Origin of the sequence: Chitinophaga sp. YIM B06452, from assembly GCF_039655965.1 — a bacterium.
Classification (GTDB): domain Bacteria; phylum Bacteroidota; class Bacteroidia; order Chitinophagales; family Chitinophagaceae; genus Chitinophaga.
Genome location: NZ_JAWLKY010000001.1, coordinates 185,557 through 211,392 on the forward strand (window position 1 = coordinate 185,557; position 25,836 = coordinate 211,392).

22 protein-coding genes are annotated in these 25,836 nt (G+C 53.8%); 11 read left to right on the top strand and 11 right to left on the bottom strand.

All coding sequences use genetic code 11. The features are described from left to right. Positions 1 to 5: 5 nt before the first annotated feature. From R3I13_RS00680 to R3I13_RS00705, 6 genes are all read right to left on the bottom strand, one after another. Positions 6 to 752: an ABC transporter ATP-binding protein gene (locus R3I13_RS00680; RefSeq protein WP_346315977.1), complete on the bottom strand. Its 747-nt coding sequence runs from the start codon at positions 750 to 752 to the stop codon at positions 6 to 8. Between the two features lie 9 nt (positions 753 to 761). Next, a complete protein-coding gene (locus tag R3I13_RS00685) occupies positions 762 to 1,760 on the bottom strand; it encodes a BtrH N-terminal domain-containing protein (RefSeq protein ID WP_346315978.1) in 999 nt (332 codons plus the stop codon). A 9-nt stretch (positions 1,761 to 1,769) separates the two neighbouring features. Then, positions 1,770 to 2,192 carry a hypothetical protein gene (locus tag R3I13_RS00690; protein ID WP_346315979.1) on the bottom strand — a complete coding sequence of 141 codons (423 nt, stop codon included), beginning with the start codon at positions 2,190 to 2,192 and terminating at the stop codon, positions 1,770 to 1,772. A 105-nt stretch (positions 2,193 to 2,297) separates the two neighbouring features. Continuing rightward, positions 2,298 to 3,434, bottom strand: coding sequence for a beta-ketoacyl-ACP synthase III (locus R3I13_RS00695; protein WP_346315980.1), 1,137 nt, complete (start codon positions 3,432 to 3,434; stop codon positions 2,298 to 2,300). 184 nt (positions 3,435 to 3,618) lie between these two features. Then, positions 3,619 to 4,545, bottom strand: a complete 927-nt coding sequence (locus tag R3I13_RS00700; protein ID WP_346315981.1) for a hypothetical protein — start codon at positions 4,543 to 4,545, stop codon at positions 3,619 to 3,621. Positions 4,546 to 4,602: 57 nt separating this feature from the next. After that, positions 4,603 to 5,319: a head GIN domain-containing protein gene (locus tag R3I13_RS00705; protein ID WP_346315982.1), complete on the bottom strand. Its 717-nt coding sequence runs from the start codon at positions 5,317 to 5,319 to the stop codon at positions 4,603 to 4,605. Positions 5,320 to 5,452: 133 nt separating this feature from the next. Between R3I13_RS00705 and guaA the strand changes: the two genes are divergently transcribed. From guaA to pdeM, 7 genes are all read left to right on the top strand, one after another. Further along, a complete protein-coding gene (guaA, locus tag R3I13_RS00710; protein ID WP_346315983.1) occupies positions 5,453 to 6,991 on the top strand; it encodes a glutamine-hydrolyzing GMP synthase in 1,539 nt (512 codons plus the stop codon). 110 nt (positions 6,992 to 7,101) lie between these two features. Then, positions 7,102 to 8,427, top strand: coding sequence for an ABC transporter substrate-binding protein (locus tag R3I13_RS00715; RefSeq protein WP_346315984.1), 1,326 nt, complete (start codon positions 7,102 to 7,104; stop codon positions 8,425 to 8,427). A gap of 74 nt (positions 8,428 to 8,501) precedes the next feature. Then, on the top strand, positions 8,502 to 9,503 hold the full coding sequence (locus R3I13_RS00720) for a ligase-associated DNA damage response exonuclease (protein WP_346315985.1): 1,002 nt from the start codon (positions 8,502 to 8,504) through the stop codon (positions 9,501 to 9,503). Between the two features lie 10 nt (positions 9,504 to 9,513). Beyond that, on the top strand, positions 9,514 to 11,118 hold the full coding sequence (locus R3I13_RS00725) for an ATP-dependent DNA ligase (RefSeq protein ID WP_346315986.1): 1,605 nt from the start codon (positions 9,514 to 9,516) through the stop codon (positions 11,116 to 11,118). Positions 11,119 to 11,432: 314 nt separating this feature from the next. After that, positions 11,433 to 12,248, top strand: coding sequence for a sulfite exporter TauE/SafE family protein (locus R3I13_RS00730; protein ID WP_346315987.1), 816 nt, complete (start codon positions 11,433 to 11,435; stop codon positions 12,246 to 12,248). A gap of 192 nt (positions 12,249 to 12,440) precedes the next feature. Further along, a complete protein-coding gene (locus R3I13_RS00735; RefSeq protein ID WP_346315988.1) occupies positions 12,441 to 14,882 on the top strand; it encodes a ligase-associated DNA damage response DEXH box helicase in 2,442 nt (813 codons plus the stop codon). A 27-nt stretch (positions 14,883 to 14,909) separates the two neighbouring features. Further along, on the top strand, positions 14,910 to 15,560 hold the full coding sequence (gene pdeM / locus R3I13_RS00740; protein WP_346315989.1) for a ligase-associated DNA damage response endonuclease PdeM: 651 nt from the start codon (positions 14,910 to 14,912) through the stop codon (positions 15,558 to 15,560). Between the two features lie 229 nt (positions 15,561 to 15,789). Here the strand turns inward: pdeM and R3I13_RS00745 are convergent, their stop codons facing one another. Further along, entirely contained in the window at positions 15,790 to 16,545 is a 756-nt protein-coding gene (locus R3I13_RS00745) for a LexA family transcriptional regulator (protein ID WP_346315990.1), read from the bottom strand. 111 nt (positions 16,546 to 16,656) lie between these two features. Between R3I13_RS00745 and R3I13_RS00750 the strand changes: the two genes are divergently transcribed. Then, positions 16,657 to 17,121: a hypothetical protein gene (locus R3I13_RS00750; RefSeq protein WP_346315991.1), complete on the top strand. Its 465-nt coding sequence runs from the start codon at positions 16,657 to 16,659 to the stop codon at positions 17,119 to 17,121. Between the two features lie 39 nt (positions 17,122 to 17,160). Here the strand turns inward: R3I13_RS00750 and sulP are convergent, their stop codons facing one another. The 3 genes from sulP to R3I13_RS00765 are packed head-to-tail and all read right to left on the bottom strand — an operon-like array spanning position 17,161 to position 19,852. Further along, a complete protein-coding gene (gene sulP, locus R3I13_RS00755) occupies positions 17,161 to 18,816 on the bottom strand; it encodes a sulfate permease (protein ID WP_346315992.1) in 1,656 nt (551 codons plus the stop codon). A gap of 25 nt (positions 18,817 to 18,841) precedes the next feature. Then, complete coding sequence (locus tag R3I13_RS00760) at positions 18,842 to 19,423, bottom strand: class I SAM-dependent methyltransferase (RefSeq protein ID WP_346315993.1); 582 nt, start codon at positions 19,421 to 19,423, stop codon at positions 18,842 to 18,844. A gap of 24 nt (positions 19,424 to 19,447) precedes the next feature. Continuing rightward, positions 19,448 to 19,852 (bottom strand): hypothetical protein, encoded by a 405-nt coding sequence (locus R3I13_RS00765; RefSeq protein ID WP_346315994.1) that lies wholly within the window; start codon positions 19,850 to 19,852, stop codon positions 19,448 to 19,450. Positions 19,853 to 19,950: 98 nt separating this feature from the next. Here R3I13_RS00765 and R3I13_RS00770 point away from each other — a divergent pair, with 98 nt between their 5' ends. Continuing rightward, positions 19,951 to 20,661 (top strand): Crp/Fnr family transcriptional regulator, encoded by a 711-nt coding sequence (locus R3I13_RS00770; protein ID WP_346315995.1) that lies wholly within the window; start codon positions 19,951 to 19,953, stop codon positions 20,659 to 20,661. Between the two features lie 88 nt (positions 20,662 to 20,749). On the opposite strand, the gene R3I13_RS00775 is transcribed toward R3I13_RS00770, so the two are convergent. Then, the gene (locus R3I13_RS00775) at positions 20,750 to 21,424 is read right to left on the bottom strand and encodes an SdpI family protein (RefSeq protein ID WP_346315996.1); all 675 of its coding nucleotides are present in this window, start codon (positions 21,422 to 21,424) and stop codon (positions 20,750 to 20,752) included. 124 nt (positions 21,425 to 21,548) lie between these two features. Between R3I13_RS00775 and dinB the strand changes: the two genes are divergently transcribed. Both dinB and dnaE read left to right on the top strand, forming a co-directional pair. Beyond that, positions 21,549 to 22,775, top strand: coding sequence for a DNA polymerase IV (dinB, locus tag R3I13_RS00780; protein WP_346315997.1), 1,227 nt, complete (start codon positions 21,549 to 21,551; stop codon positions 22,773 to 22,775). 4 nt (positions 22,776 to 22,779) lie between these two features. Further along, positions 22,780 to 25,764 (top strand): DNA polymerase III subunit alpha, encoded by a 2,985-nt coding sequence (dnaE, locus tag R3I13_RS00785; protein WP_346315998.1) that lies wholly within the window; start codon positions 22,780 to 22,782, stop codon positions 25,762 to 25,764. Positions 25,765 to 25,836: the final 72 nt, after the last annotated feature.

The following is a 25,836-nucleotide window of genomic DNA, read 5'->3' on the forward strand; positions in this document are numbered from 1 at the left end:
TTTATTTAATCCCTTACCGCGTGGCCGGTATAGTGAAGGAATACATCTTCGAGGTTGCTGCAATCCGCCAGGCCGCTGATCAGTCCGGCAGGACTGCCCTGCACTACCAGCCGGCCTTCGTCCATAATGGCCACGTCTTCACAGATCTGCTGCGCTTCTTCCAGCAGGTGCGAGGTATACAGCACGCTGTTGCCCCTGGCGTTGTAATCGCGCAGGAACTGCAATATCATGCTGCGGCTCTGCACGTCCACGCCCGCTGTGGGCTCATCCAGCACCAGCAGCTTCGGTTCGTGCAGGATGGCGGCAATGATATTGGTCCGCCTTTTCATGCCGCCTGAAAATTTGCCTACTTCTTTATCAGCGGCCTTTTCGAGCCCGAAAGCTTCCAGGTGTGCCATCACTTTATCTTTGAGCGCTTTGCCCCTGAAGCCGTACAGGTTGCCGAAATACACGAGGTTCTCCATAGCCGTGAGCTGCGGGAACAAGGCGATCTGCTGCGGCACAATCCCTACCACCCGTTTGATCTCCTCGCGCCGCCCCGCTTCCTGCGGCAGGCCGAATATCTGCACCTTGCCGGCATCGGCTTTCACCAGTCCGCAAAGTATGGAAATGGTCGTGGTTTTGCCCGCGCCGTTCGGCCCCAGCAAGCCCGCGATCTTTCCTTCCGGGAATGAGAACGACAATCCCTGCAGGCTGGGCGTAAGCGCGCCTGCGTAGGTTTTGTGCAGATCATTCACGGCAATGCTGTTCATATCCCTGCGCTAGATTTTTACGTTGGATAAACGGCGGAACACTTTTTCTTCTGCATCGGCAATGTGCAGCAACATGTTGCCGAGGTCCGCGTAAGAGGTATTGTCTGCGGCCCTTGCCTTGCATACCCTGCCGGCGGAAAACGCGAAGTTGCGCCAGAGGTCGCCCACGGCGGTAAGCTCTTTGCCGATGGCTTTCAGCTCTTCATTTTTCAACAACGCGCCTGCTTCCTGTAAAAAAGCGGCGTACATAAAGCGGAAGCCCGCCCCGCCTGTGCCGATCTCTTCCTGCATGCGGATGATATTGCCCAGGTAAAGCCCCGCCCTGCGGTCGCCCACTTTGGCCGGGTAATCTTTCACTCTTTTGGCGAGGAAGCGGATGCCTTTCACGCCGAACATGGGCAGGGGAATTTTCAACATATAATAACAGGCCTGTTTGATGCCTGCTTTGATCGGTTCACGGAAATCTACCTGCTGAGGCACGCTCACGGGGTAATACATTTTCCCTTTGGGTTCGGGGAAACCTTTGGCGAAGCGCGCCTGCACAAGGTTTTCGTGGTCGATGGTGGTCACGGTGTCCATGATAGGATCGCTCACGAGGTAATCACCGTTCTCTTTGCCGTACACCACGAGGTTGTGCGCATTGAAGTGAAAACGGTACGACGCGGGAAAATATGGCAGGTAGTACACACTGCTCTGCATGCCCACGGGAATACCTTTGGCGATCACTTCATCCAGCGCCTGCATGGCTTTGTCAGGACTGCCGAACTTATGTGATTCCATCTTCACGCCCAGGCGCTTGCACACGCGGGAGAAGATGGCGCCGGGCCATATGCGGTAAGTGGTTCCGGGTACGCCGTTCACTTTCACGAAAGGCAGGTGGCCGAAAAATATGCCCGCGCCTATACCGAAAGCCATCGGCTCGCTGATCTGCAAACCGTAGTGGCGGAACATGTTGGAAATAACGCCGCTTTCGCAGTGGGCGGTTTGTGTGTGACTGAATTGTGTCATTGTTATTATTTATTGGGGCCGCTGAAATGGCAGCAATTCTCCCTTCCGCAGCGTTTCAGCCGGTATCCCGAAGATGCCCGCGTAACGCGCTATCATACCGGCGCTGAGTTTTTTGAACACGCCGGGCTTCATATGTCTTTTTACCTGCCAGCCGAATTTGCCGGCCTTGCTGGCCAGCAGCGGAAGGTCCAGCAGGGTCCTTTCCATATAGTATGCAATGGGGCTGGCTTCGCCTGATTCAACCCTGGCGCGGGTTTCAGCCACTCTTTTTTCCACTTCTTCCCAGGCCTGGTCCAGCGCCACGTTCTCCGGTTCCCAGCCTACGCTGGAAGCGGTCGTATAGTCGCCGGCGTTATCCACTGCATAGAACAACTGTTTGAATGTACCGTGGTGCAGGTTGTCTCCATCCTGCGGAACTTCATCTTTTTTCATGTTTTGCAGTTTTGGAAGGGAACGGGTTCCCTATTATTGAAATGCAGCAGGAACCGGCATTTAACGGCCTCTGCTGCATGGAAATAATGTGTATGTGGCAGGTGTTTACACCACCGTGATATGCGCGTAAGCGTAGGTAAACCTTGCGCTTTCGGGCACCATCATCACGATCGTGTCCCCTTTCTTCAGGAGGCCCTGGTTCAGCAGCTCTTCCAGCATAAAGTAAGGGGAAGCGGTGCCAACGTTGCCCACGCGGGTGAGGTTGGTGAACCATTTCTCCTGGGGTATGTGCACGCCCAGCCTTGCGATCTCCTCGTCTATCCTGAAACGGAAATACTCGGAAGAAAGGTGCGGCAGGAAGTAGGTGATCTTATCGATGTCGATATTGTATTTATCCACCATGTCTTTCCACATCTGCGCACCGGAAGGCACGATGTTCTTGCCCAGCAGGCGGGTATCCTGCTTGAAGGAGAACACGCTGTTGGCGCCCCATTCGTCGGGCGTCATGTCTGTCCAGCCTTTGGTGGTGCCGTCTGCATTTTTTACGGCGCCTGCGTACATGCAGGTTTCCAGGTTATTGGCGTAGGAAGCGATCTCTACCCAATCCACACGCAGGCTGAGGCCGGTCTCGTTCGGTTTGTCTTCGAACAAAGCGGCGCTGGCGCCGTCAGACAGCATCCAGCGGAGGAAATCCTTTTCGAATGCGATGATGGGATTTTCCGCGAGTGATTTCAGGTTTTCGGTTTCGGGCTCGAACTTGCGGGAGAGCATCCACGCGGAGAACTTTTCCGAACCGGTGCTTACCGCGTTGCGGGTATTGCCGCATTTCACGGACATATAAGCATATTTGAATGCCTGCATACCTGCCGCGCAGGCTCCTGTGGCAGCGATCAGCTCCACGGGCTGGCACTTCAGGATGCCGTGCACCATGGCGGCATGGTTGGGCAATAACTGGTCAGGGGAAGTAGTGCCGCAGGCGAGCAGCTCCATGCGGCTGATGGGGAATTGGTCGTCGAACAGGCTCTCAACGGCTACGGCCGTCATTTCAGCATTGGTATGGGTGGATTTTCCTTCTTTATCCAGTGCGTAGTAACGGGTCTTGATCTTATTGTTACCCAGGATCATCGTTCTGGCCCTGGATGGCTTACCGTCCACCATTCCGAGGATGCTTTCCATTTCATCATTCCCCACCGGCTCATTCGGCAAAAACTTGGAGAGCCTCGTAATATATACTTCTTTCATTAGTCAGTTATAGTTTATCCTTTATTGGGTTTGAAGCAATACTGTTAGTCGTTTGTCAAAAATTTCAAAATGGCCGTAAATATAGAATTTTGCATGGATAATCAAATAAGACAGGCTTGCTGGTAGCAGTAAAATAACGTGCTGTCAACATTCATTCCCGTAACAAATCTACGCAGAATCAGGCTCATCCTTCACGGAGTTGTATTCCTTTATAATAGGCAACGTCCCTGTTCAGCTTTTTCCGGCCCAGCAGCAGCTTCAGCCATGAGGCCACGAGGGTGAAAGGCGAGAGCACCGGTATGGCCAGCAAAAGGATCATACGGTACATGCTCACACGGCCCTGGCGGACGCTTTCACCGGGGCCGCCCTTTTCGCTGATATAGTTGGCCCAGAAGCGGAACGGCTTTACGCCGCGCATTTCCAGTACGATCAGCCCCGGGTTTATTTCAACGCTGCTCAGCCCGAGTAATTGTGTATGGAGGCTGTCATATTCCTTCTTCTCCGCGGCCTGCAGTATCGGCTCCCCGAACCTCACAGACTCCGTGATCTCTTTTTCCTGCACACCTGCCGGCGGGAAGATGAAAAATGCGTCTTTTTTTCCTTTGGTGGCCCAGCGCAGGATAGTGATGAGCGACACGAGGTTGGGGTGTTTGTCTGCCAACGCAATATGCCCTACCAGCCTGGCTTCCGCCTGTTTAAGATAACGTTTTACTTTTTCCTGGGCATTGATCCACATGTTGCGGCAGCCCAGCAGGGTCACCACCGGCTTGCCTTTCAGCAGGCGCTTGCCTTCTTCGCTTTGCAGGAAGGCCGCAATTGGCTGTGAAGGGCTCAGGAACCAGGGCTGATAAGCCAGCAGCACCAGGTCGAACTCCGCGGAAGGGTCCACCTTCAGCGGCATGATGTGACGAGGCCGTGCCAGCACGGTTTCAGGCATGGCGTCAAAAAATTCCTGTTTGGACCAGGGGAATGGAAACGGCTGAACCGGTACCAGCTCCTCGAACGTAATCTCTGCCTTGCCTTTCCACGGCGCCGTCACATGATCGATAATCCTCCTCAGCTGGCCCGTCTGCGTGTAATACACTACTAATATCTTCGGTAGTTGACTCATAAACAGGTATCGGATACTCCAATAAAAACTGTAAACATACAAAAGATTTGGAATTTGTTAGTCCTTCTTCTTGACCGTACCGGAGCCTATCTTGCTGCTGGAGACGGAAGGCTCTCCTTTATAATATACATTGCCGCTGCCGAGGATATTGGTTTTCAGTTCGCGGCTGGCGTGCAGGTCAACGTTGCCGCTGCCGGCGATGTTCACGTCCGCTGTTTCGGCCAGCAGGGATCCCGCGTCGCAATTGCCGCTGCCTGCCAGGCTGATGCGCACGTCCCGGGTTTCGCCTTTCAGCTCAATATCGCCGGAACCGGCCAGGTCCATGGAAATTTCAGGCGCGTTGAATACGCCTTTGATGTCGCCGCTGCCTGCAAGGCTGATGTGCACGGGGGCGGGAGAATTGAATATACCGCTCAGCTCGACGTCGCCGGAGCCGGAAAGCTCCACGCCCTCCAGGGTTTTGGCAGACAGGAACACCTTTACATCGCGGTGCGTGCGGATGTTCATATTTCTTTTGAAACGGATCTCCAGCTTGTCGCCTTCGGTAACCAGCTCGATTTCCGGCAATATGTTGTCTTCCCCCTCAAGGGTAACGGTGGTGCTGTTGCCCTGTGAAACGTATACATCCATGGAGCCGGACACTTCCAGCGCCCGGAAAGGGCCTACTTCGCGGGTTTCTTTGATAACGTTGCCGCTTCCGCTCACACCTTCGCAGGCAGACAGGAATGGAATAAACAGTAACAGGGGTAAGAGGTATTTCAATTGCGTTTTCATAATTAGGTCAATTTGGGTACGATTCGGGGCGGAAAATACAAAGAATTCTGCAAACCTCCCGCCGCCGCTAATTTGCGCGATATCTGCCGAAAGCAAAAACCAAAGTCCGAAATTCCTTTATCTTTGCACCACCATGACAGAAAAGATATTGATCCTCGATTTCGGGTCCCAGTACACCCAGCTGATCGCACGCTGCATAAGGGAACTGAACGTTTATTGTGAAATACAGCCATGTACCAAACCCATCCAGTGGGAAGACAGTATTAAAGGTATCATCCTCTCCGGTTCTCCTTTTTCCGTGAACGATCCCCAGGCTCCCGTGGTAGACATCAAGGCCATGGCAGACAGGGTGCCCGTTCTTGGCGTATGCTACGGCGCGCAGCTGATGGCCAAAGTGTTCGGCGGCGAAGTGGCCAAAAGCGCCCACCGCGAATATGGCCGTGCTTTTATGGAGCACAGCGATAAGGAAGAACCCCTCTTCTACGACATTTCCCTCAAGAGCCAGGTGTGGATGAGCCATGCGGACACCATCACCCGCCTCCCCGAGTCTTTCATACCCATCGCGCATACGGAAAACATCCCGGTAGCGGCCTTCAAAAGCCATACCCTCGCTAAAAACCCGCTCCTTGCCATCCAGTTCCACGCGGAAGTAACGCATTCCCTGGAAGGCAAGCAGATCCTCCGCAACTTCCTTGTTCATATCTGCGGCATCCACCAGGAATGGACCCCCGCGGCATTCGTACAGGAAACCGTAGCCCGTATCAAAGAGCAGGTGGGCGGCAAAAAGGTCGTAATGGCCCTCAGCGGCGGCGTGGATTCCACCGTGGCGGCAGAACTGATCCACAAAGCCATCGGCAGCAATCTTTATTGCGTGTTCGTGGATAATGGCCTGTTACGCAAAGACGAGTTCGAAACCGTGCTCGATTCCTACAAACATATGGGTCTCAACGTAAAAGGCGTAAATGCCAAAGACCTCTTCTACGGCCAGCTCAATGGCGTGAAGGACCCCGAAGAAAAACGCAAGATCATCGGCCGCCTCTTTATCGAGGTGTTCCAGCAGGAATCAGCCGAACTGAAAGATATCGCCTTCCTCGGCCAGGGCACCATTTACCCCGACGTGATCGAGTCCGTGTCCGTAAACGGCCCCTCCGCCACCATCAAAAGCCACCACAACGTGGGCGGCCTGCCTGAAAAGATGAAGATGGGGCTGGTGGAGCCGCTCCGCTTCCTGTTCAAGGACGAAGTGCGCCGCGTGGGCAAAGAGATCGGCATCAGCGACATTTTCCTGGCCCGCCACCCCTTCCCCGGCCCGGGCCTGGCCATCCGCGTGCTTGGCGAGATCACCCCTGAAAAAGTGGCCATGCTCCAGGAAGCAGACGCCATTTATATAGATAACCTGAAAGAATCAGGCCTCTACAACCAGGTTTGGCAGGCCGGCACCATCCTGCTGCCCGTGCAGAGCGTAGGCGTAATGGGCGATGAACGGACCTACGAGTTCACCGTTGCCCTCCGCGCGGTAACTTCCACAGACGGGATGACGGCAGACTGGGCCCACCTCCCCTATGAGTTCCTTGCTAAAGTTTCGAACGACATCATCAATAAAGTAAAGGGTATCAACCGCGTGGTGTACGACATCAGCTCCAAACCGCCGGCTACCATTGAATGGGAATAATTTAACACCCGCATAAAACAGTGATTACGAACTATGGATGAGTTATATTTTTCATTCGTAGTTCGTAATTTCTTTTTCCTGTGGAATGATTTTTGCAATTTTGGCACCATATGAACCCATCGAGAACATTTAGCAGTCTTGCGCTGATCATATCCGTTATGCTGATGATGCAAGCCTGTAGCATTTTCCGGCCCGCAGCCACGAAAACGGACGGTCCACCCCCTGAGCTGAGCAAGCCAAAACCAGTTGAAAAACAACCGGAAACAAAGCAACCGGAAACAAAGGCCGCCCCCTTCAACGTGCCGGCCTTCGCGAAGGAAGTGAAGCGCGACAATTACCGCATAGCCGTTTTCGCCCCGCTGTACCTGGATTCTGTTTTTGCCACCTCGCTCGAAATTCCCGGGAGAACCATGCCCCGCTACGTAATGGCCGGTCTTGAGTTTTACGAAGGCGTACAGCTGGCGCTGGATTCACTCCAGAGCCGCGGCATGCAGCTCACCGTGCAGGTGTTCGACAACAAAGGCCGTACAAACGATGTAGCCACCGTGCTGCGCACCCGCCAGCTCGATAATACAGACCTGATCATCGGCGCCGTGGGCGCTCCTGAATTCAGGCTCCTCAGCGATTTCGCCAAACAAAAAGAGATCAACTTCGTATCCGCCACCTATCCCAGCGATGGCGGCGTTACCGAAAATCCTTTCCTGCTCATTGCCAACAGCACCCTCCGCGCCCACCTGGAAGCCATGCACGACTATGCGCAGAGAGGCTTCGCCAACAAGAATATCATCATTCTCCGCAGGAACACCAGTTTTGAAGCAGGCATGGCCGGCAACATCAAAGCGGCGTACGAGAAAATGACCTACGATAAAAAAGCCCGCGTGCGCGAGCTGGTGTGGAGTGATGCTACAACCGAAGGTGAGCTGAGCCAGGTGCTGCTTACAGACCGGCCCAACCTCATCATCATCACCGCGCTGGATGAAGTGGGCGCCAAAAGCATTCTCCGGAAGCTGGCCCCGCAAAAAGGCACTTACCCCATGCAGGTATTCGGCATGCCCACCTGGGACGGGATGAAGTTCAAAGAGCCGGAGTTCAGCGGTATTACCATGTATTATTCTTCGCCTTACTACAACGACAAAACGGACATTTACAGCAAATATGTGAACGACCAGTTCAGGAAAATTTACAAAGCCCGCCCGTCCGATATGGCGTTCAAAGGATTTGAGCTTACCTGGTACTTCGTGAACCTGCTCCACCAGGATGGCATATATTTCAATAAAGACGTGAACAAGCCCGCTAACCGCGCGTTCACTACTTTCAATTTCCAGCCGGTGTACCTCAAAGATGGCGAAGCGGTGCCCGATTATTTCGAGAACAAAAACATTTACATCATCCAGAAGGGCGACAGCGCCGACTTCAGGATGAATACAGCATTATAGGCTGCACATGCAGTTGAAACGAAAGGGGATTGCCGGCAACGGTCATCCCCTTTTTGTCTTAAATTCGGTGACACATGCAACCCGTACTCACTTTTACAGACAGCGGCATTTATTGCCCTTCCGGGGATTTTTACATAGATCCCTGGAAGCCCGTGCCCCGTGCGGTGATCACCCATGCGCACGCGGACCATGCGAGGCCGGGCAACCAGAAATATCTCTGCGCGAAAGATTCCGTCTCCCTGCTGCAATTGCGTTTGGGGCAGGATATAGCCGTGCAGGGGCTGGGCTGGAACGAGACCCTGCAGATGAACGGGGCAACCGTATCCTTCCATCCGGCGGGGCACATGATCGGCTCCGCGCAGGTGAAAGTGACCGTGGGCGGGCAAACCTGGGTGGCCAGCGGCGATTACAAGACCGAGAACGATGGTATCTCCGGCCAGTTTGAGCCCCTGCGCTGCCATGTTTTTATCACCGAAAGCACTTTCGGTTTACCCATCTATCACTGGCGGCCACAGCAGGCCCTGTTTAGCGAGATGGAAAACTGGGTGAAAGAAAATGAGCAGGCGGGAAAGAACAGCATCCTGCTGGGATACAGCCTGGGCAAGGCGCAGCGGCTGCTGTATAACCTGCAGCATACCGGCAGGCACTTCCTGGTGCACGGCGCCATATACAACGCGCATGAAGTATTGCGGAATGCGGGCTGGAACCTGGCGCCGGTGGAGCTGATCACGCAGGAAACGCCCAAAGAACGTTTTAAGAACAGCATCATCATAGCGCCGCCCTCCACCGCAGACAGTACCTGGATGCGGCGTTTCGCGCCGTATTCCCTTGGCGTATGCAGCGGCTGGATGCAGGTGCGCGGCAATGCCCGGAGAATGAATGCCGATGCGGGGTTCGCGATATCAGACCACGCGGACTGGCAGGGCCTGCTGGGCAGCATCCGGCAAACGGGCGCCGAAAAAGTATTCGTGACGCATGGGTTCAGCAGCGTGCTGGCACGTTACCTGCAGGAAAACGGCATACAGGCCGAGGAAGTGAAAACCGCTTTCGGCACGGAAGAAGAAACGGCCGTATAAAAAGAACAGCATGCACCACTTCTCGCAACTCATATCCACATTGGCCGGCAGCACCAAAACCAACGAAAAGCTGGAAGCGCTGAGCAGTTATTTCGCCACGGCAGACGAGCGGGATAAGCCCTGGGTGCTGGCCCTCTTTTCCGGCCGCAGGCCCAAGCGGGTCGTGAATTCCACGCAGCTGCGCCAATGGTGCATGGAAGCCGCCGCATTGCCCGAATGGCTCTTTTCAGAATGTTATCATACCGTGGGCGACCTCGCGGAAACCATCGCGCTGCTGCTGCCGCCGCCGGAAATAAAAGCCGCCCCGCAACCATTGCATTATTGGCTGGATGCGCTGCTCCAGCTCGAAAAAGCGCCCGAAACAGAAAAGGCCGCATTCATCCGCAACGCATGGAACCAGATGCAGCCCAATGAACGTTTCGTATTCAACAAACTCATTACCGGCGGCTTCCGCATCGGCGTATCGCAAAGCATGATCGTGAACGCGCTCTCGCGCACCTATAAGCTGGAAGCAGCCGTGGTATCGCATATGATCAGCGGCAACTGGGACCCGCAGCAGATCACCCTGCCACAGCTGCTCAGCGATGCGGCCAATAACCCTGACGATTCCAAACCTTACCCATTTTTCCTCGCTTATGCACTCGAAAATAAACCCGAAGAACTGGGCGAACCGCAGGACTGGCAGGCGGAATGGAAGTGGGACGGCATCCGCGGGCAGGTGATCCGCCGCAACGGGCAATTGTTTATCTGGTCGCGGGGCGAAGAACTGATCACGGAGAAGTTCCCGGAGCTCACGGCCCTGCTGCCTTTTTTGCCTGACGGTGTCGCGCTGGACGGGGAAATACTTGCCTATGACCAGCAACAGCAGCGGCCTTTGCCGTTCCAATCCCTGCAAACACGCATCGGGAGGAAGAACCTTACTAAAAAACAATTGCAGGAAGCGCCGGTGGCTTTTCTCAGCTACGACCTGCTGGAGTGGAACGGGGAAGACATCCGCCTGCTACCCCTGCAGGACCGGCGCCGGCAGTTGGAAGAGCTGGTTGCAAAAGTAAACCAGCCTTCCCTTCGCATTTCACCGCCTGTCGCGTACAGTACCTGGAGCGAGCTGGCCGCCATCCGCGAGCGTTCCCGCGACAATGGCAGCGAGGGCATCATGCTGAAAAAAACAACATCCACCTACCAGGTAGGCCGCCGCCGCGGCGATTGGTGGAAATGGAAAATAGATCCTTTCACGGTAGACGCTGTGATGGTATACGCGCAAAAAGGCCATGGCCGCCGCTCCAACCTGTATACCGATTACACCTTCGCCGTGCGCAACGGCGACCAGCTGGTGCCTTTTGCCAAAGCCTATTCTGGGCTTACAGACAAGGAGATCGCGGAAGTGGACAATTGGGTGAAACGCAATGCCGTGGAGAAATTCGGGCCGGTGCGGACCGTCAGGCCCGAGCTCGTTTTCGAGATCGCGTTCGAAGGCATCGCCGCTTCCAACCGTCACAAATCAGGCATTGCATTGCGTTTTCCGCGTATTCACCGCTGGCGGCAGGATAAACCCGTGTCCGAGATCAATACGCTCGACGACCTGAAAGAGCTGCTGCGGTCGCAGGGTGGCGCCTGATATTCTCCTATTTCATCCGCCCTTTCAAAAACCAGCCAAGACTGCTCCCACAGCAGGGAAGAACCACATCACCTATTACCCCTTTAGTCTACAGAATTAGTGTCGGGAAACTCCCCTACCTTTACTTACGCCGGATACGCAACCGGCCACCAAAACATCCTTTGTGCAAAAGAAAAACACAAGAGGAAGGAACCAATCATACGCAAACCAACATTAAAAAAACGCAATTGTACCAGCCATTGCTATGATCGGGCTTTCCGATGTGCCGCATACCGGATGCATCCTATTACACGTGAAAATTGTTGCAAGGAAAAATGGAACTACACGCCTTATTGTTGCTAGTCGGACTGGGATTTTTGATTGGTACCTTCGGTACGCTGATCGGCGCGGGCGGGGGATTTATCCTTATGCCGCTGCTGCTGCTGATCTACCCGGATATGCCGCCGGATGTGCTCACCAGCATATCGCTGGCCGTGGTGTGCCTGAACGCCACTTCCGGTTCCATCGCCTATGCCCGCAAGAAACGCATCGATTATAAATCAGCCTGGGTATTTGCCCTTGCCACTTTGCCCGGGGCGGTTTTCGGCGCATTGGCCACTTCCTGGATCTCCCGCCATACCTTCAATATCATTTTAGGCGTGCTGCTGATCGTGATCGCCATATTCCTGATCCTGAAACCCCAGCAGGGCGGTTATGCCGGCCGGAACAACAAGGGCAAATGTGTAGAGCGCGACCTCACGGAGAGAAGCGGGGAAGAGCACCATTATAAATTCAATATCTGGTACGGCATTGGCATCAGTTTCCTCGTGGGCTTCATCAGCAGCCTGCTGGGCATTGGCGGCGGCATCATTCACGTGCCCGCGCTGATCAGCCTCCTCAATTTCCCGATCCACATCGCAACAGCCACTTCGCATTTCATACTCGCCATCATGTCGCTCGCCGGCACCATCGTGCATATGATACAAGGCAGCTTCTGGGAAGGCTGGCAAACAGCGCTGGCCATCGGTACCGGCGTGATACTGGGCGCACAGCTCGGCGCAGGGCTTTCCAGCAGGGTGAAACCGAAAGGGATCATCCTCGCGTTGGCAGGAGCACTGCTGCTGGTGGGCGTCAGGCTGCTGTTTACCTAATAATACTGCCATCATCTACATTCCCGGGTTAATCTCTTTGCAGCACCCGGTGAACACATTCAGCAATACAGCTAACGACGATAAGCCCGCCGGCAGTTCCTTCCCGGCGGCCGCACCATGCCAATGCAATGAAAAATATCGCGCATGCGGCATAGGTAGTCCTTGCCCGAATTTTTCCTAATTTCATGCAAAATGAAACAGACACCCGGCTGGCAAGCGATAGAACAGTGGCTGGCGGCGAAAGAACTCAAGCCGTTTGCATTCCAGGAAGAAGCATGGGAACACTACCTCCATGGCCGCTCAGGCCTTGTGAATGCCCCTACGGGCTTCGGCAAAACATTTTCCTTATTCCTCGGCACGGTCATCCGCTGGATCAACGAAAATCCTGGTTACCGCACCAAAACAACCAACGGCTTACAGCTGTTGTGGGTCACCCCGCTGCGCGCACTCGCCAAAGACATCGGCCGCGCCATGGAAGAGGCCCTGCACGAATTAAAAGTGCCGTGGAAAGTGGGCATCCGCAGCGGCGACACTGCCACCAGCGTACGCGAGCAGCAGAAAAAACAAATGCCCGAAGTACTCATCATCACCCCCGAATCCATCCACATCCTGATGGCCCAGAAAGAATATCCCAAACGTTTTGCCACGCTGCACACCGTGGTGGTAGACGAGTGGCACGAACTGCTGGGCAGCAAACGCGGCGTGATGGTAGAGCTGGCGCTCAGCCGCCTGCGCGGGCTCAGGCCGGGCCTGCAGGTATGGGGCATTTCCGCCACCATCGGCAACCTGGACGAAGCCCTGGAAGTGCTCATGGGCAAGCCTTCCCCGGGGCATGTGATCGTAAAAGCGGAAGTCAGGAAACAGATCGAGGTGCATTGCATTTTGCCCGACGAGATCGAAAAATATCCATGGGCCGGGCATATGGGGCTGAAGCTCCTGCACAAAGTGTTGCCCGTGATCATGGAAAGCAATACCACGCTACTGTTCACCAACACCCGCGGGCAATCCGAGATCTGGTACCACCAGATACTGAAGGAATGCCCCGAGCTGGCCGGCGCCATGGCCCTCCATCACGGCTCCATCGATGCGGAGCTGCGCATCTGGGTGGAAGAAGCATTGCATACCGGCACATTAAAGCTGGTGGTCTGCACGTCCAGCCTGGACCTGGGCGTGGATTTCAGGCCGGTAGACACGGTGATACAGGTGGGCAGCCCCAAAGGCGTGGCGCGCTTCCTGCAACGCGCGGGCCGCAGCGGCCACCGGCCGGATGCCGTGAGCAATATCTGGTTCCTGCCTACACATTCGCTGGAACTGGTGGAAGCAGCCGCGCTGAAAGACGCGATGAAAGAAAACCTCATCGAAAGCCGCATGCCCGTAGTGCTCGCGTACGATGTGCTGCTGCAATACCTGATGACGCTCGGCGTGTCTGACGGGTTCAACGCCGATGAAATATGGGCTGAGGTATCCGGTACTTTCTGCTACAAAGACATGACCACCGAAGAATGGCAATGGGTGCTGGCCTTTCTTACCACCGGCGGCGACGCCCTCCAGAGCTACGACGAATTCCACAAGCTTCACCGCGTGGGCGACATGTATCACTGCGTAAGCCGCCAGCAGGCCATGCGCCACCGGCTGCACATCGGCACCATTGTAAGCGACGCCATGCTGAAAGTGCGGTTCATGACCGGCGGGTTTATCGGGCTGATAGAAGAATATTTCATTTCACGCCTTTCGCCGGGAGACAGCTTCCGCCTCAGCGGCCAGAACCTGGAATACGTAATGATCAAAGACATGACGGTGCTGGTGCGGAAAAGCAAATCCAAAAAAAGTATCGTACCCAGCTGGAACGGGGGCAGGATGCCGCTTTCTGCGAACCTCGGCATGATGCTCCGGCGCAAGTTCCATGAAGCCATGGCCGGCACGGCGCGGGAAGAAGAGATCACCATCCTCCAGCCACTGTTCGACCTGCAGCAGATGTTGTCGCACATCCCGCGGGAAAACGAATTGCTGATGGAGCAGATCGAAACGAAAGACGGCTACCATCTTTTTGTATACCCGTTCGAAGGCCGGCTTGTGCACGAAGTAATGGCCATGCTGCTTGCCTGGCGCATCAGCCAGCAGCACCCGATCACATTTTCCATCGCGATGAACGATTATGGTTTCGAGCTCCTATCAGACCAGCCGATACCGGTAGACGATACCAATGCACAAGAATTATTTTCGCTGGACAACCTCAACATCGACTTGCAAAGCAGCGTGAACGCCACTGAAATGGCCCGCCGCAAATTCAGGGACATTGCCGTGATTGCAGGGCTCGTGTTCCAGGGCTTCCCCGGGCAGCACAAGGCCAACCGCCACCTGCAATCTTCCGCCAGCCTGCTGTTCAAAGTGTTTGAAGATTACGATGCGCAAAATATATTGGTGCGGCAGTCGTTTAATGAAGCATTCTTTTACCAGATGGAAGAAGCCCGCCTGCGCGAAACACTGGCGCGCATCAGTAACGACAGGATCGTGATCACTTTCCCGCAGCGGCTTACGCCGTTCTGTTTCCCCATCAAGGTAGACAGTTTGCGGGAGGAGCTCACCAGCGAAAAGCTGGAGGACAGGATCAAGAAGATGATCCTCTGGCAGTAACTTTTAATTTTTAATGGCATAACATACTTGGAAGACGTTTTACATCCGTTGAGGGGCCAGCACTGGCGGTTATCTGCCGGCAGGGCGGCATATTGGGAAGAGCAGCGGGCGCTGGTGATAGCAGACCTGCATGTGGGCAAGAGCGCGCATTTCCGCAAAGCGGGCATTGCCGTGCCGGCGAATATTGTGCAGGACGACCTGTACCGTTTGCAGCAACTGATCACGAAATACGACCCTGTGCGGGTGATCGTGGTGGGCGATATGTTTCACAGCGAGGCCAACAACGAAGTACAATATTTCCGGATCTGGCGGAACCAGTTCCCGCATATCCGCTTTGAGCTCATCACTGGCAACCACGACATCATGCCGGCGGCTGTTTACGAGCAACTGGAGATCATTGTACAACCTTTCCTGCAACTTGGCGACATTTACTTCGTTCACGATCTGAAAGACCAGCCTGCACCTTTAAACGGACGCTACGTGCTTTCCGGGCATATTCACCCGGGAGTGTGGATGGTGGGATACGGCCGCCAGAAACTGCGCCTGCCTTGTTTTTATTTTGGCGGCCAGGGAGCGGTTTTGCCGGCATTCAGTGCATTCACGGGCATGTATTCCGTAGAGCCGGAGGAATCTTCCGCGGTGTTTGTGATCGCCGAGAAGAAGATATTCAGGGTTTAAAAAAGAAACCGCCTCAACACTGAATTGAGACGGCTTCTAATGGTCAACATGGGGCACTAACAAGGATGAAGTTCCCTTGCATATGACATGAGATGCATTCTTCCATGTCAAAATCTTTATGAATTACCAGGCCGCCTTGTGGCCAGCCTGTGCTATTTTAAAACTTCGTGCCTTTCAATTGATCCATTGACGAAAGATCAATTCCTCAATGGCATGCAGGCCGGGCACATCAGTTCTTCATCTGCTTTTTCAGCATGCTCACCTGTTCCTGCAGCTGGTTTACCATGCCGGCAAGGTGATTTACACTCATGCGGTGCTGCTGGCCCATTTTCTGGATCACGGCATCAGCCTGCCAGATCTCCAGCACTTCGTCCATATTCACGGCGTACGGGTCGTACTGCGGGTTGTCGGACACCAGCGTTACCTTGTTCTTGGCCCGGTTGCTTTTCACCACACGCTTGTATACGATGCCTTCGCGGTTGGTCACCACAATATAGGCCTCGTTGTTACGGATGTCCTCCCAGCCGTCCACCTTATGGCAAACCACTACGGAACCCGAAGGAGTGGGCAACATGGAATCCCCCGCTATTTCAAAAGCGCGGTAGCTGCCGGCGCCCAGCATGGGAAGGGTAAAGGTGTTCAGCTCCTCGATGAATTCATCGTCATTAAAACCGGCAAGATAACCTGCGGCGGCTTTCACCGGAACAAAGACCACGTTCTGGCGGGCATTGCTGCCCAGTTTCTGCTGGCGGCGGCGCTCCAGGAAACTTTCTTTCTGTGAGCTGAGATCACGGCGGAGAAGATCATCTATAGAAACCCGGAACATGTCGCTGACCTGCTCCAGTACTTCTGTGCGCGGCTCCGCGCGCTCTTCTTCATATGCGCCCAGCAAGGACCGCTTAATGTTAAGACGGTCGGCAAATTCCTGCTGCGTCCAGCCCTTTTGCTTGCGCAGATATTTCAGGTTACGGCAAACAGTAGACATCCCTAAATTATTTAGTACAACAATGCTAACAAAATTAGCAATTATTTTTTGTATTTACCAAATTATTCTTCGCTTATCCGCTTATTTTTGTGCGGACAAACTCAATTAACTATGCATGAAACTTTGTTAGGTATCCATTCCATCGTAAGGTGGCTGATACTCCTGTTCGGGATATGGGCTGTTATTCGTGCCCTCATGGGCGTTAGCGGCAAAAAACCTTATACTTCCGCCGATACCAAAGCCGGCCTGTTCTTTATGATCTTCCTGGATATCCAGTTCCTGCTGGGACTTATCCTCTTCTTCGTCAGCCCGCTGATCAAAGCTGCCACCTCAGACATGGGAGCCGCCATGAAAAACGCAGGCCTCCGCTTCTTTACGGTAGAACACACGCTCATGGCCCTCGTAGCCATCGCGCTCGTGCATATCGGCCGCTCTAAGATCAAAAAGCTGACTGACGACGGCAAAAAACACAGGACCGCGCTGATCTTTTTCCTGCTGGCCCTCGTGCTCCTTCTCGCAGCGATTCCCTGGCCGGGCCGCGAAGCCATCGGCAGGGCTTATTTCCCTTCTTTCTGACCTGGTCTCATCCCGATAAACAATCAGAGGATAACGGCATCACCTGCTGTTATCCTCTTTTATTATCCGCCCGGCCAATTCAACGGCAGGCCCGAATGCCGGCACTACATACCGCTTCCCGATGCGGAACAACAGCCGCTTGGCGCGAAGCACCTCATACACGCCGGGTTGCAGCCCGCAAACGATCAGCCTTACATGATGGCGGCTGCAGTCGCGCAGCAGGTCGCCGATCACCTGCACGCCCGTTGCATCTATCACAGGCACATTCCCCATCTTGACGATCAGCACGGAAGGCTTTCGTCCCGTCCATTTGATGGCATCCCGGAATTTATAAGCGGCCCCGAAAAACAATGGCCCGTTGAGCTCAAATACTTCAACACTTGCAGGCAACGGCAGTTCTCCCGCCAAAGGCAGCCCCGGCGCGTTCCCATTCTCATTCCCCAGCGCATTCACATTGCTGGCCTTTGCCATGCGGCGCACGAAAAGAAAGGCGGCCAGCACCATCCCCGCTTCTATCGCCACGGTGATATCGAAAATTACGGTAAGGAAAAATGTAACCAGCAGCACAGCCGCATCGCTGCCCGCACCCCGCGCAATATCCCGGAAAGTTTCTGTTTCCGCCATATTGTAGGCCACTACCACCAAAATGCCGGCCAGGCAACTCATCGGGATCAACGTGGCCCATTTGCCTATCGCCAGCAGCACGGCCAATAACGTCAACGCATGTATCATTCCCGCAACCGGCGTGCGGCCGCCGCTCTTCACATTCACCGCGGTGCGGGCAATGGCTCCCGTGGCGGGAATGCCGCCCATAAAAGCCGAGGCAATATTAGCCCCGCCCTGCGCAACCAGCTCCATATTACTGTTATGTTTCCCGCCCGTCATCCCATCCGCCACTACCGCGGAAAGCAAAGATTCAATACCTCCCAGCAAAGCAATGGCAATGGCAGGCTGGATCGCATTTTTTATAGTACTCCAATCCAGCGCAGGCCAGGAAGGCGCAGGCAGCGAAGAAGGAATGCTCCCATACCTGCTGCCGATGGTCTCCACGGGCAAATGAAAATATTGCACAGCCAGGGTGCTGAGCAATATCGCCACCAGTGGCCCCGGAATACGCCGTGTCAGACGCGGAAAGAAGATGACCACCAGCACGGTAAAGACAGAAACAGCCAGCGCATACCCATTCACACTTCGTATATGCGTGATATATACGATCCATTTCTCGACAAAATCCACCGGCACCTGCCCCATTTGCAAACCCAGGAAATCCTTTACCTGTGAAGAAAAGATGATCACGGCAATGCCTGTCGTGAAGCCTACAACAAGCGGGTACGGGATAAATTTGATAACGTTCCCCAACCGCGCCACGCCCAGCAGCACAAGGAATATGCCGGCGATAAACGTAGCGATCACCAGGCCATTGACGCCCTGCGCCTGCACAATGCCATACACCACGATGATAAAAGCGCCTGTGGGCCCGCCGATCTGCACATTGCTGCCGCCAAAAGCCGAAATAATGAAACCAGCCACAATAGCAGTATACAAGCCTTTCTCCGGCGAAACGCCGGAAGCAATGGCAAAAGCGATCGCCAGCGGCAACGCCACGATGCCGACGATCACGCCGGCAAGCGCGTCTTTTCCAAACTGCGCCCAGCTGTAATCTTTTAATGCCCTAAAAAATGCAGGAATGAACATATTGTTGGACGGCAGTGTTTTTTCACTACCGCTTGATCCACATTTTCAGCAACAGGTCCGGCGAAGCCTCTACTACCTGGTAATCCGGCGGCACTTCTTCTTCCAGGCTGTGGAAAGTGACGAGCCGGGTGCCCGAAGGCCTAGCATCCAGGGCCCTGAACAGGTAACGGGAATAATAAATGTAAAGGCTGACGGAGTACTCGAGCAGGTTGTCTATCCGGCCCTGCTCATCGAGGTTTTCGAAGAAAGAATTGTAGAAATAAAAATTATCATATTCTCCTAATTCGATCTGCGTGAAATTGCCATGGATGAAGTCGGCGTTCTGCACGCCTGCCAGGGCTTTCGCGGCAAGGGCGTGGTCATACAGCTCCCGCCGCTGCTCAATGCCATAAAATAAATTGTCCGGGAAAAAGTTGGCGCCCACGATACAGAATTTCCCCACGCCGCTGCCGATATCCAGTATCTTTTTCCCCGGCTCGTCTGCCAGGAAGCGGGCGGATTTTTTTGCAATGCTCAGCGGCGTCCAGTGACGGCGGGAGAGTTTCTGTATGTTTTCCGGGTATAACCAGTCGAAGCTGGCGTCGTTTCTAAAACAGGCTGTATGCATCGCCGGGTGGTACAATTGATCGGTTTAAAAGGTTTTTGCGCGGATGAGTTTCTGGTAATCTTCCGGCGTAAGCAGCATGTCGTTTTGTTTTCCAAAAACGGAAGGAGCGATAAAAAACAGCCAGCCCTTGTCTTGCGGGCTTTCCAGGATGAGGTTCAAACCGTTTCCCAGGTGCTGGTTCCTGCCCAGGAACCGGCATTTTACAGGCGCGCAGACGGGCAGGATCATATCATCTGCGAAGATCTCCGCCACCAGCGTCCCCTTTTCGATCACGCCGGCAGGCTTGCACCACCGGATGCCGTCTATACGGCCCACGCCGCTGAGCCTGAAAGCGGAAACGCCTACAAAGCCCACCGTTCCGTTAAAATCGATCCATTCATGATTTTTTGTGAAATGTATTCGCGGACGCGAAACAGTTGATATTTTCATTTTGCAAAGTTACCTTTACATACCGGCCGCTGACGCAGCATTATATCAATTGCAAAATTGATAAATATCAATTCCCTGAACGAAATACCGTTTTTGCTATGAGCTTGGCAGGCTTGTTTCCTATCGATAAATGGAATTTTTCCACACAATTCATCTTAAACAATCTTCCTCCGGAAGAGTATGCCGCGCTGTCCGCAAACATGACCGAGCTGCAGCTCAAAAAAGGAGAAGTGCTGTTCAGGCAGGGCACGGTTCCGCAGGGATTGTTCTTCATCATCAGGGGAAAAGTAAAAAAGTACCAGGTGAACCGGAACGGGAAGGAACAGATCATCTATGTGGCCAACACCGGCGAGTTGCTTGGCTACCACGCGATCCTGTCGAATGAACGGTACCCTGATTCCGCCGCGGCGCTGGAAGAAAGCACCATAGGACTGATCCCGAAGGAAGATTTCCTGCAAACGCTGGAAAATTCAGGCAGTCTTTCGCGGATGCTCCTGAAATCGCTCAGCCACGAATTTACCGTGCTGGTAAATAGTATTTCAGTATTTGCACAACGGTCTGTGAAAGAGCGGCTGGCCATTGCGCTGATCGTTTTGCGCGAGAAGTTCAAAGACCCTGCTTCGCAGGAACCCGTCGTGATCGACGTTTCCCGCAACGACCTGGCCAACATGGTAGGTAGCGGCATCGAGAACGTGGTGCGGTTCCTGAAAGAATTCAAGACCGCCGGCATGCTGGATACGAAGGGCAGGAAGATCATCATCCGGGACGTCGGCAAATTGATCGAATTGTCCGGCTACGGCAGCCTTTGACATAAAAAAAGTAAGAGCAGGCCCATCCCGTTCTTACTTTTTATTTTGCAGGAACGCTTGCCACTTTCCTGCTGTATGTCCCGGTCTTTTAACCGTGCGTTTTATAGAATAACCGGTAAGAATAAATGTAAGGCAGCGCAGCCAGCGCCATCGCCGCGAAAATGAACAGGAACACCCCGCTGATGATCGGCAGGAAAATACCGGCCACAATGATGCCTAAACCGCCGAATAACCATAAGCGGCTGGCCATATGGTGCACTTCCACCCAGATATCATCGCTCTGGAGCGTCCACGGCGTACGCACACCCACGAAATTATTCGGCTTCAGGTTCCGCAGGTACAGGCCGATGGAAGCAACGAGCAGTCCTACCCCGGCAAATACCCATTTCTCCAGGAAAATTTCCCGCCCGGCGCTTACCAGGTAGATCACGATGGCGGTGAACACGGCCAGGTAAATATGGATCCTGAAACGGATGTTATAATACTGCGGCAGGTGGTCTTCCGCGCCTTCCATGGTGCCCAGTTCGCTGAACGGCTTGGGAATATACCTGAAAAGGGCGTAGAGCAGGCCGTTGGTAAAGAAAAGGAAGATCATGAGCAGGAGAAATTCCCGCTTTTCCACAACCCCGTCGGGCGTACCGTTGAGATTGAAATTGGTCGGGATGGTTGCAGGCAGGCTGGGCCAGATAATGCCCAGGTAGATCATCGGCCCGAACAGCAATGCCAGCAACAGCACCTCTTTAAGATAATCCGGATGTTTCATGGCAGTTTGGGTGATTAGTTCTATATATAACTACAGCCATCGTGCCAAATAAGTTTAAAATCTTTTTACTAACTGCGTTAGTTTTGCTAATATTTTTAGTATTTTTGAGTTAAAGAGACCGATCATGCTGTTAGACGGCCAGCGCAGCATCGCGCATTTTGACCTGGATTGCTTTTTTGTTTCCGTGGAATGCCTGAAGGACAGGAGCCTGAAAGGCAAGCCCCTGCTGGTGGGCGGGAAAAGCGACCGTGCCGTGGTGGCCGCCTGCAGTTACGAAGCCCGTACTTTCGGCATTCATTCGGCCATGCCCATGAAAATGGCGCTGCGCCTTTGCCCGCATGCTATTGTGCGCGGCGGGGATTTCGAGGAGTACAGTCATTTTTCCCGGGAAGTGACGGAGATTATCGCCGGTTCGGCGCCGTTGTATGAAAAATCGTCTATCGACGAATTTTACCTGGACCTGACGGGGATGGACAAATATTTCGGTTCTCTTAAGTGGACGAGCGAGCTGCGGCAGCAGATCATGAAAAAGACGCAGCTGCCTATTTCGCTGGGGCTGGCTTCCAACAAAATGGTGTCCAAAGTGGCTACGAACGAGGCCAAACCGAATGGCCAGCTGTCTATTCCTTTCGGGCATGAAAAAGGTTTTCTCGCCCCGATGCCCGTGGAAAAAATTCCCATGGTAGGAAAAGAAACGGCCGCACAGCTGCGCCGCCGCGGGGTGGAAACGGTGCGCACGCTGAGCGAGATACCGGTGGGATTGCTGGAAGCCTGGCTGGGGAAAAACGGCATTGCTTTGTGGAACAAGGCCAACGGTATCGACGAATCGCCGGTGGTGCCATATCATGAGCAGAAGTCCATTTCCACGGAAAATACTTTTCCTTCCGATACGATCGATCTTGGTTTTATTCACAGCGAGCTGGTGCGGATGACGGAAAAGATCGGTTTTGAACTGCGCTCGCAGAACCGGCTGACGGGCTGCGTGACGGTGAAGATCCGTTACTCCGATTTCGAGACGGTGACCAAACAGCTGAGCATTCCTTATACCTCCAGCGATCACATCCTGCTGGAAAAAGTAAAAGAGCTGTTTCACCGGCTGTACGACCGGCGGTTGCTGATACGCCTGATCGGCGTGCGTTTCAGCAACCTGGTATCCGGCAATTACCAGATCAGCCTGTTCGACGATACGGAAGATATGATCTCGCTGTACCAGGCTATCGACAGTATTAAAAGTCAATTTGGCTGGCAATACCTGATGCGCGGCAGCAGCAGCGCGGGAAAATTTGAAGAGCAGATACAGCCTTACCGGAAAGAAACAATGATCATGCATAAACGTTATCCAAAATACTGAAGCCATGTACCTGAACTGCAAAACATGGTTCAGCCTGCGTTACGGCACCATCCGTACAGACGAGCTGGTCACGCTGGCGAAGGATTTCGGCATCACTTCGCTGGCGCTCACGAACATCAATGCGACTACAGATGCGTGGATGTTCGTGCAGGAATGCCAGCAGCAGGGCATCAAGCCTATCCTGGGGCTTGAATGCCGCAACGGGGCGGCATTTAAATATGTTTTGCTGGCAAGGAACATGGAAGGCTGGTTGTCCATCAACCGGTTCCTTTCACAACATTTACAGACAGAAACCCCCTTCCCGGACGTGGCGCCCCTGCTTCCCCACACTTTCGCCATCTATGCCTGGGGCGCCCGTCCACTCCCATCGCTGGAACCACATGAGCTGATAGGCATCAGGCCGCGGGAGATGAACAAATTATTCAGGGTAGAAACGAAGAAATATGCTGATAAACTGGTGATCCTGCAGCCGCTCACTTTCCAGAACGAAGAATCGCAGCGCCTTCACCGGGTACTGCGCGCGGTGGACAATAACCTGCTGATCAGCCAGCTGCCGGCTGAGGAAGTGGCCGGTGCGGACGAGTGTTTTATGAGTCCATACCAGCTGCTGGAAACATTCAAAGAGCTCCCGCATATCGTGCGCAACACGTTGCATGTGATGGAGCAATGTCATATTGATTTCAGGTTCGGGCAGCATCTGAATAAAAAACGTTTTACCGATAGCCGGGATGGAGACCGGCAGTTGCTGCGCGGGAAAGCGTTTGAGGGCATGGCATACCGTTACGGGCTGCACAACGAAGAAGCGAAAGCAAGGATAGAAAAGGAACTGGCGATCATCGACCTTCACGATTTTAATGCTTATTTCCTGATCACCTGGGATATTATCCGGTATGCGCAGCACCGGGGGTTTTTCCATGTAGGCCGGGGAAGCGGCGCCAATTCCATCGTTGCGTATTGTTTGCAGATCACGAATGTGGACCCGATCGCGCTTGATCTTTATTTCGAACGTTTCCTGAATCCTCACCGCTCCTCCCCGCCTGATTTTGATATTGATTTTTCATGGCGGGACAGGGATGAGATCACGAAATACATTTTCGGGCAGTATAGTTCCGAACATACGGCCCTGCTGGGTACGGTGGCCACTTTCCAGACCAATGCCATTGTGCGCGAACTGGGGAAAGTATATGGCCTGCCTAAACAGGAGCTGGATAAGATATTAGAAAACCCCTACCAGGTGAAGCTCGGCGAAGACGGTGTACACCAGCGTATCATCCGTTACGGGAGAATGCTGGACCGCTTCCCGAATCACCTCAGTATTCATGCCGGCGGCATCCTGATCAGCGAAGCGCCTATTCATCAATACTGCGCCACGCATCTGCCGCCAAAGGGCTTCTGCACGGCGCAGCTGGACATGCACCTGGCCGAAGCCATCGGCCTGCATAAGTTTGACATACTCAGCCAGCGCGGGCTTGGGCACATCCGCGATTCTATCGACCTGATCAAAGCCAACCAGGGTGTGGATATTGATATTCACAATGCAAAGGCTTTCATGGAAGATGAGAATGTGCGCAACGCGCTCCGCACGGTAGACACTATCGGTTGTTTTTATATCGAGTCGCCCGCCATGCGGCAGCTGCTTAAAAAACTGCGCTGCGACGATTACATCACGCTGGTAGCAGCCAGTTCCATCATCAGGCCGGGCGTGGCGCAGGCGGGTATGATGCGGCAGTATGTGCTCAATTTCCATGCGCCTGACAAGGTAGAATACCTGCATCCTGTTATGAAAGAACTGCTGGGAGAAACTTACGGGGTGATGGTGTACCAGGAAGACGTGATCAAAGTGGCGCATCATTACGCCAACCTCGACCTGGCGGACGCCGATACGCTGAGAAGGGCTATGGCAGGGAAATACCGGGGGCAGAACCATTTTGAAAAAATACAGAACCTGTTCTTCGACAACTGTGCTAAACTGGGAAGGCCGATTGCGGTGAGCGAGGAAGTATGGCGGCAGATCGCCAGCTTCGCGAACTTCTCGTTTTCCAAAGCGCATTCCGCCAGTTTTGCCGTGGAGAGTTACCAGAGCCTTTACCTTAAAACATATTTCCCGCGGGAATTCATGGTAGCGGTGATCAATAATTTCGGCGGATTTTATAACCGTGAACTGTATTTCCGCGAGCTGGCGAAAACCGGCGCGCAGATATTCCCGCCATGCATGAATAACAGCCAGTATTATACGACCATCAGCGGCAATGATGTGTTCGTGGGTTTTATTCATGTCGAAAAGCTGGAACAGGCCTGGATAGAAAGGGTGTTGGCCGAAAGAGCGGCCGGCGGCCCTTATACCAGCCTGGAAAATTTTACAGAGCGGACCGATCCGAAACCGGAGCAGCTGGAGACACTGATCCGTATCGGGGCGTTCAACTTTACCGGCTATACGAAAAAAGAATTGCTCTGGAAAAGCTCTGCGCTGCTGAAAAATGATCCCCCGGAAGAATTGAAGCCGCGCCTCTTCCGCGAGCCTTCAAAGGACTGGGAATTGCCTCACCTCGCCTATCACCGGCACGAAGACGCGTTCGACGAGATCGAACTGCTCGGTTTCCCGCTGTGCTCGCCTTTTGAAGTGCTGCAACACGACCAGCAGCATTATATCATGGGCGCTGATTTCGAAAAGCACCTTGGGAAAACGGTGACAGCGCTGGGTTATCTTGTAACCCTCAAACATGTGTACACGGCCAAAAGAGAACCGATGTGCTTCGGCACTTTCCTGGACAGGGACGGCAACTGGATGGATACCGTTCACTTCCCGGACAGCCTTCGTCAATACCCTTTTATGAAAAGTGGTTTTTACATCCTGGAAGGCAAGGTGACCGAAGAGTTCGGGGTGTATACCCTGGACGTATTCCGGATGCGGAAGGTCGGGTTCTTTGAGGATAAAGTAAAAGAAACCGGTACCACGATGGGTTCCCTGAGCCTGGCGGCCGCGCGGTGAGCGCTCTCATTGAGCTGGTGCAGGCTTCTGATCCGGCCTGTGCCGGCTTAATGATTTTTGAGATGATGTTGC

Excerpts from the sequence above, each read along its gene's own strand:
- R3I13_RS00680 (WP_346315977.1), bottom strand. The coding sequence starts at position 752 with ATGAACAGCATTGCCGTGAATGATCTGCACAAAACCTACGCAGGCGCG.
- R3I13_RS00685 (WP_346315978.1), bottom strand. The coding sequence starts at position 1,760 with ATGACACAATTCAGTCACACACAAACCGCCCACTGCGAAAGCGGCGTT.
- R3I13_RS00690 (WP_346315979.1), bottom strand. The coding sequence starts at position 2,192 with ATGAAAAAAGATGAAGTTCCGCAGGATGGAGACAACCTGCACCACGGT.
- R3I13_RS00695 (WP_346315980.1), bottom strand. The coding sequence starts at position 3,434 with ATGAAAGAAGTATATATTACGAGGCTCTCCAAGTTTTTGCCGAATGAG.
- R3I13_RS00700 (WP_346315981.1), bottom strand. The coding sequence starts at position 4,545 with ATGAGTCAACTACCGAAGATATTAGTAGTGTATTACACGCAGACGGGC.
- R3I13_RS00705 (WP_346315982.1), bottom strand. The coding sequence starts at position 5,319 with ATGAAAACGCAATTGAAATACCTCTTACCCCTGTTACTGTTTATTCCA.
- guaA (WP_346315983.1), top strand. The coding sequence starts at position 5,453 with ATGACAGAAAAGATATTGATCCTCGATTTCGGGTCCCAGTACACCCAG.
- R3I13_RS00715 (WP_346315984.1), top strand. The coding sequence starts at position 7,102 with ATGAACCCATCGAGAACATTTAGCAGTCTTGCGCTGATCATATCCGTT.
- R3I13_RS00720 (WP_346315985.1), top strand. The coding sequence starts at position 8,502 with ATGCAACCCGTACTCACTTTTACAGACAGCGGCATTTATTGCCCTTCC.
- R3I13_RS00725 (WP_346315986.1), top strand. The coding sequence starts at position 9,514 with ATGCACCACTTCTCGCAACTCATATCCACATTGGCCGGCAGCACCAAA.
- R3I13_RS00730 (WP_346315987.1), top strand. The coding sequence starts at position 11,433 with ATGGAACTACACGCCTTATTGTTGCTAGTCGGACTGGGATTTTTGATT.
- R3I13_RS00735 (WP_346315988.1), top strand. The coding sequence starts at position 12,441 with ATGAAACAGACACCCGGCTGGCAAGCGATAGAACAGTGGCTGGCGGCG.
- R3I13_RS00745 (WP_346315990.1), bottom strand. The coding sequence starts at position 16,545 with ATGTCTACTGTTTGCCGTAACCTGAAATATCTGCGCAAGCAAAAGGGC.
- R3I13_RS00750 (WP_346315991.1), top strand. The coding sequence starts at position 16,657 with ATGCATGAAACTTTGTTAGGTATCCATTCCATCGTAAGGTGGCTGATA.
- sulP (WP_346315992.1), bottom strand. The coding sequence starts at position 18,816 with ATGTTCATTCCTGCATTTTTTAGGGCATTAAAAGATTACAGCTGGGCG.
- R3I13_RS00760 (WP_346315993.1), bottom strand. The coding sequence starts at position 19,423 with ATGCATACAGCCTGTTTTAGAAACGACGCCAGCTTCGACTGGTTATAC.
- R3I13_RS00765 (WP_346315994.1), bottom strand. The coding sequence starts at position 19,852 with ATGAAAATATCAACTGTTTCGCGTCCGCGAATACATTTCACAAAAAAT.
- R3I13_RS00770 (WP_346315995.1), top strand. The coding sequence starts at position 19,951 with ATGAGCTTGGCAGGCTTGTTTCCTATCGATAAATGGAATTTTTCCACA.
- R3I13_RS00775 (WP_346315996.1), bottom strand. The coding sequence starts at position 21,424 with ATGAAACATCCGGATTATCTTAAAGAGGTGCTGTTGCTGGCATTGCTG.
- dinB (WP_346315997.1), top strand. The coding sequence starts at position 21,549 with ATGCTGTTAGACGGCCAGCGCAGCATCGCGCATTTTGACCTGGATTGC.
- dnaE (WP_346315998.1), top strand. The coding sequence starts at position 22,780 with ATGTACCTGAACTGCAAAACATGGTTCAGCCTGCGTTACGGCACCATC.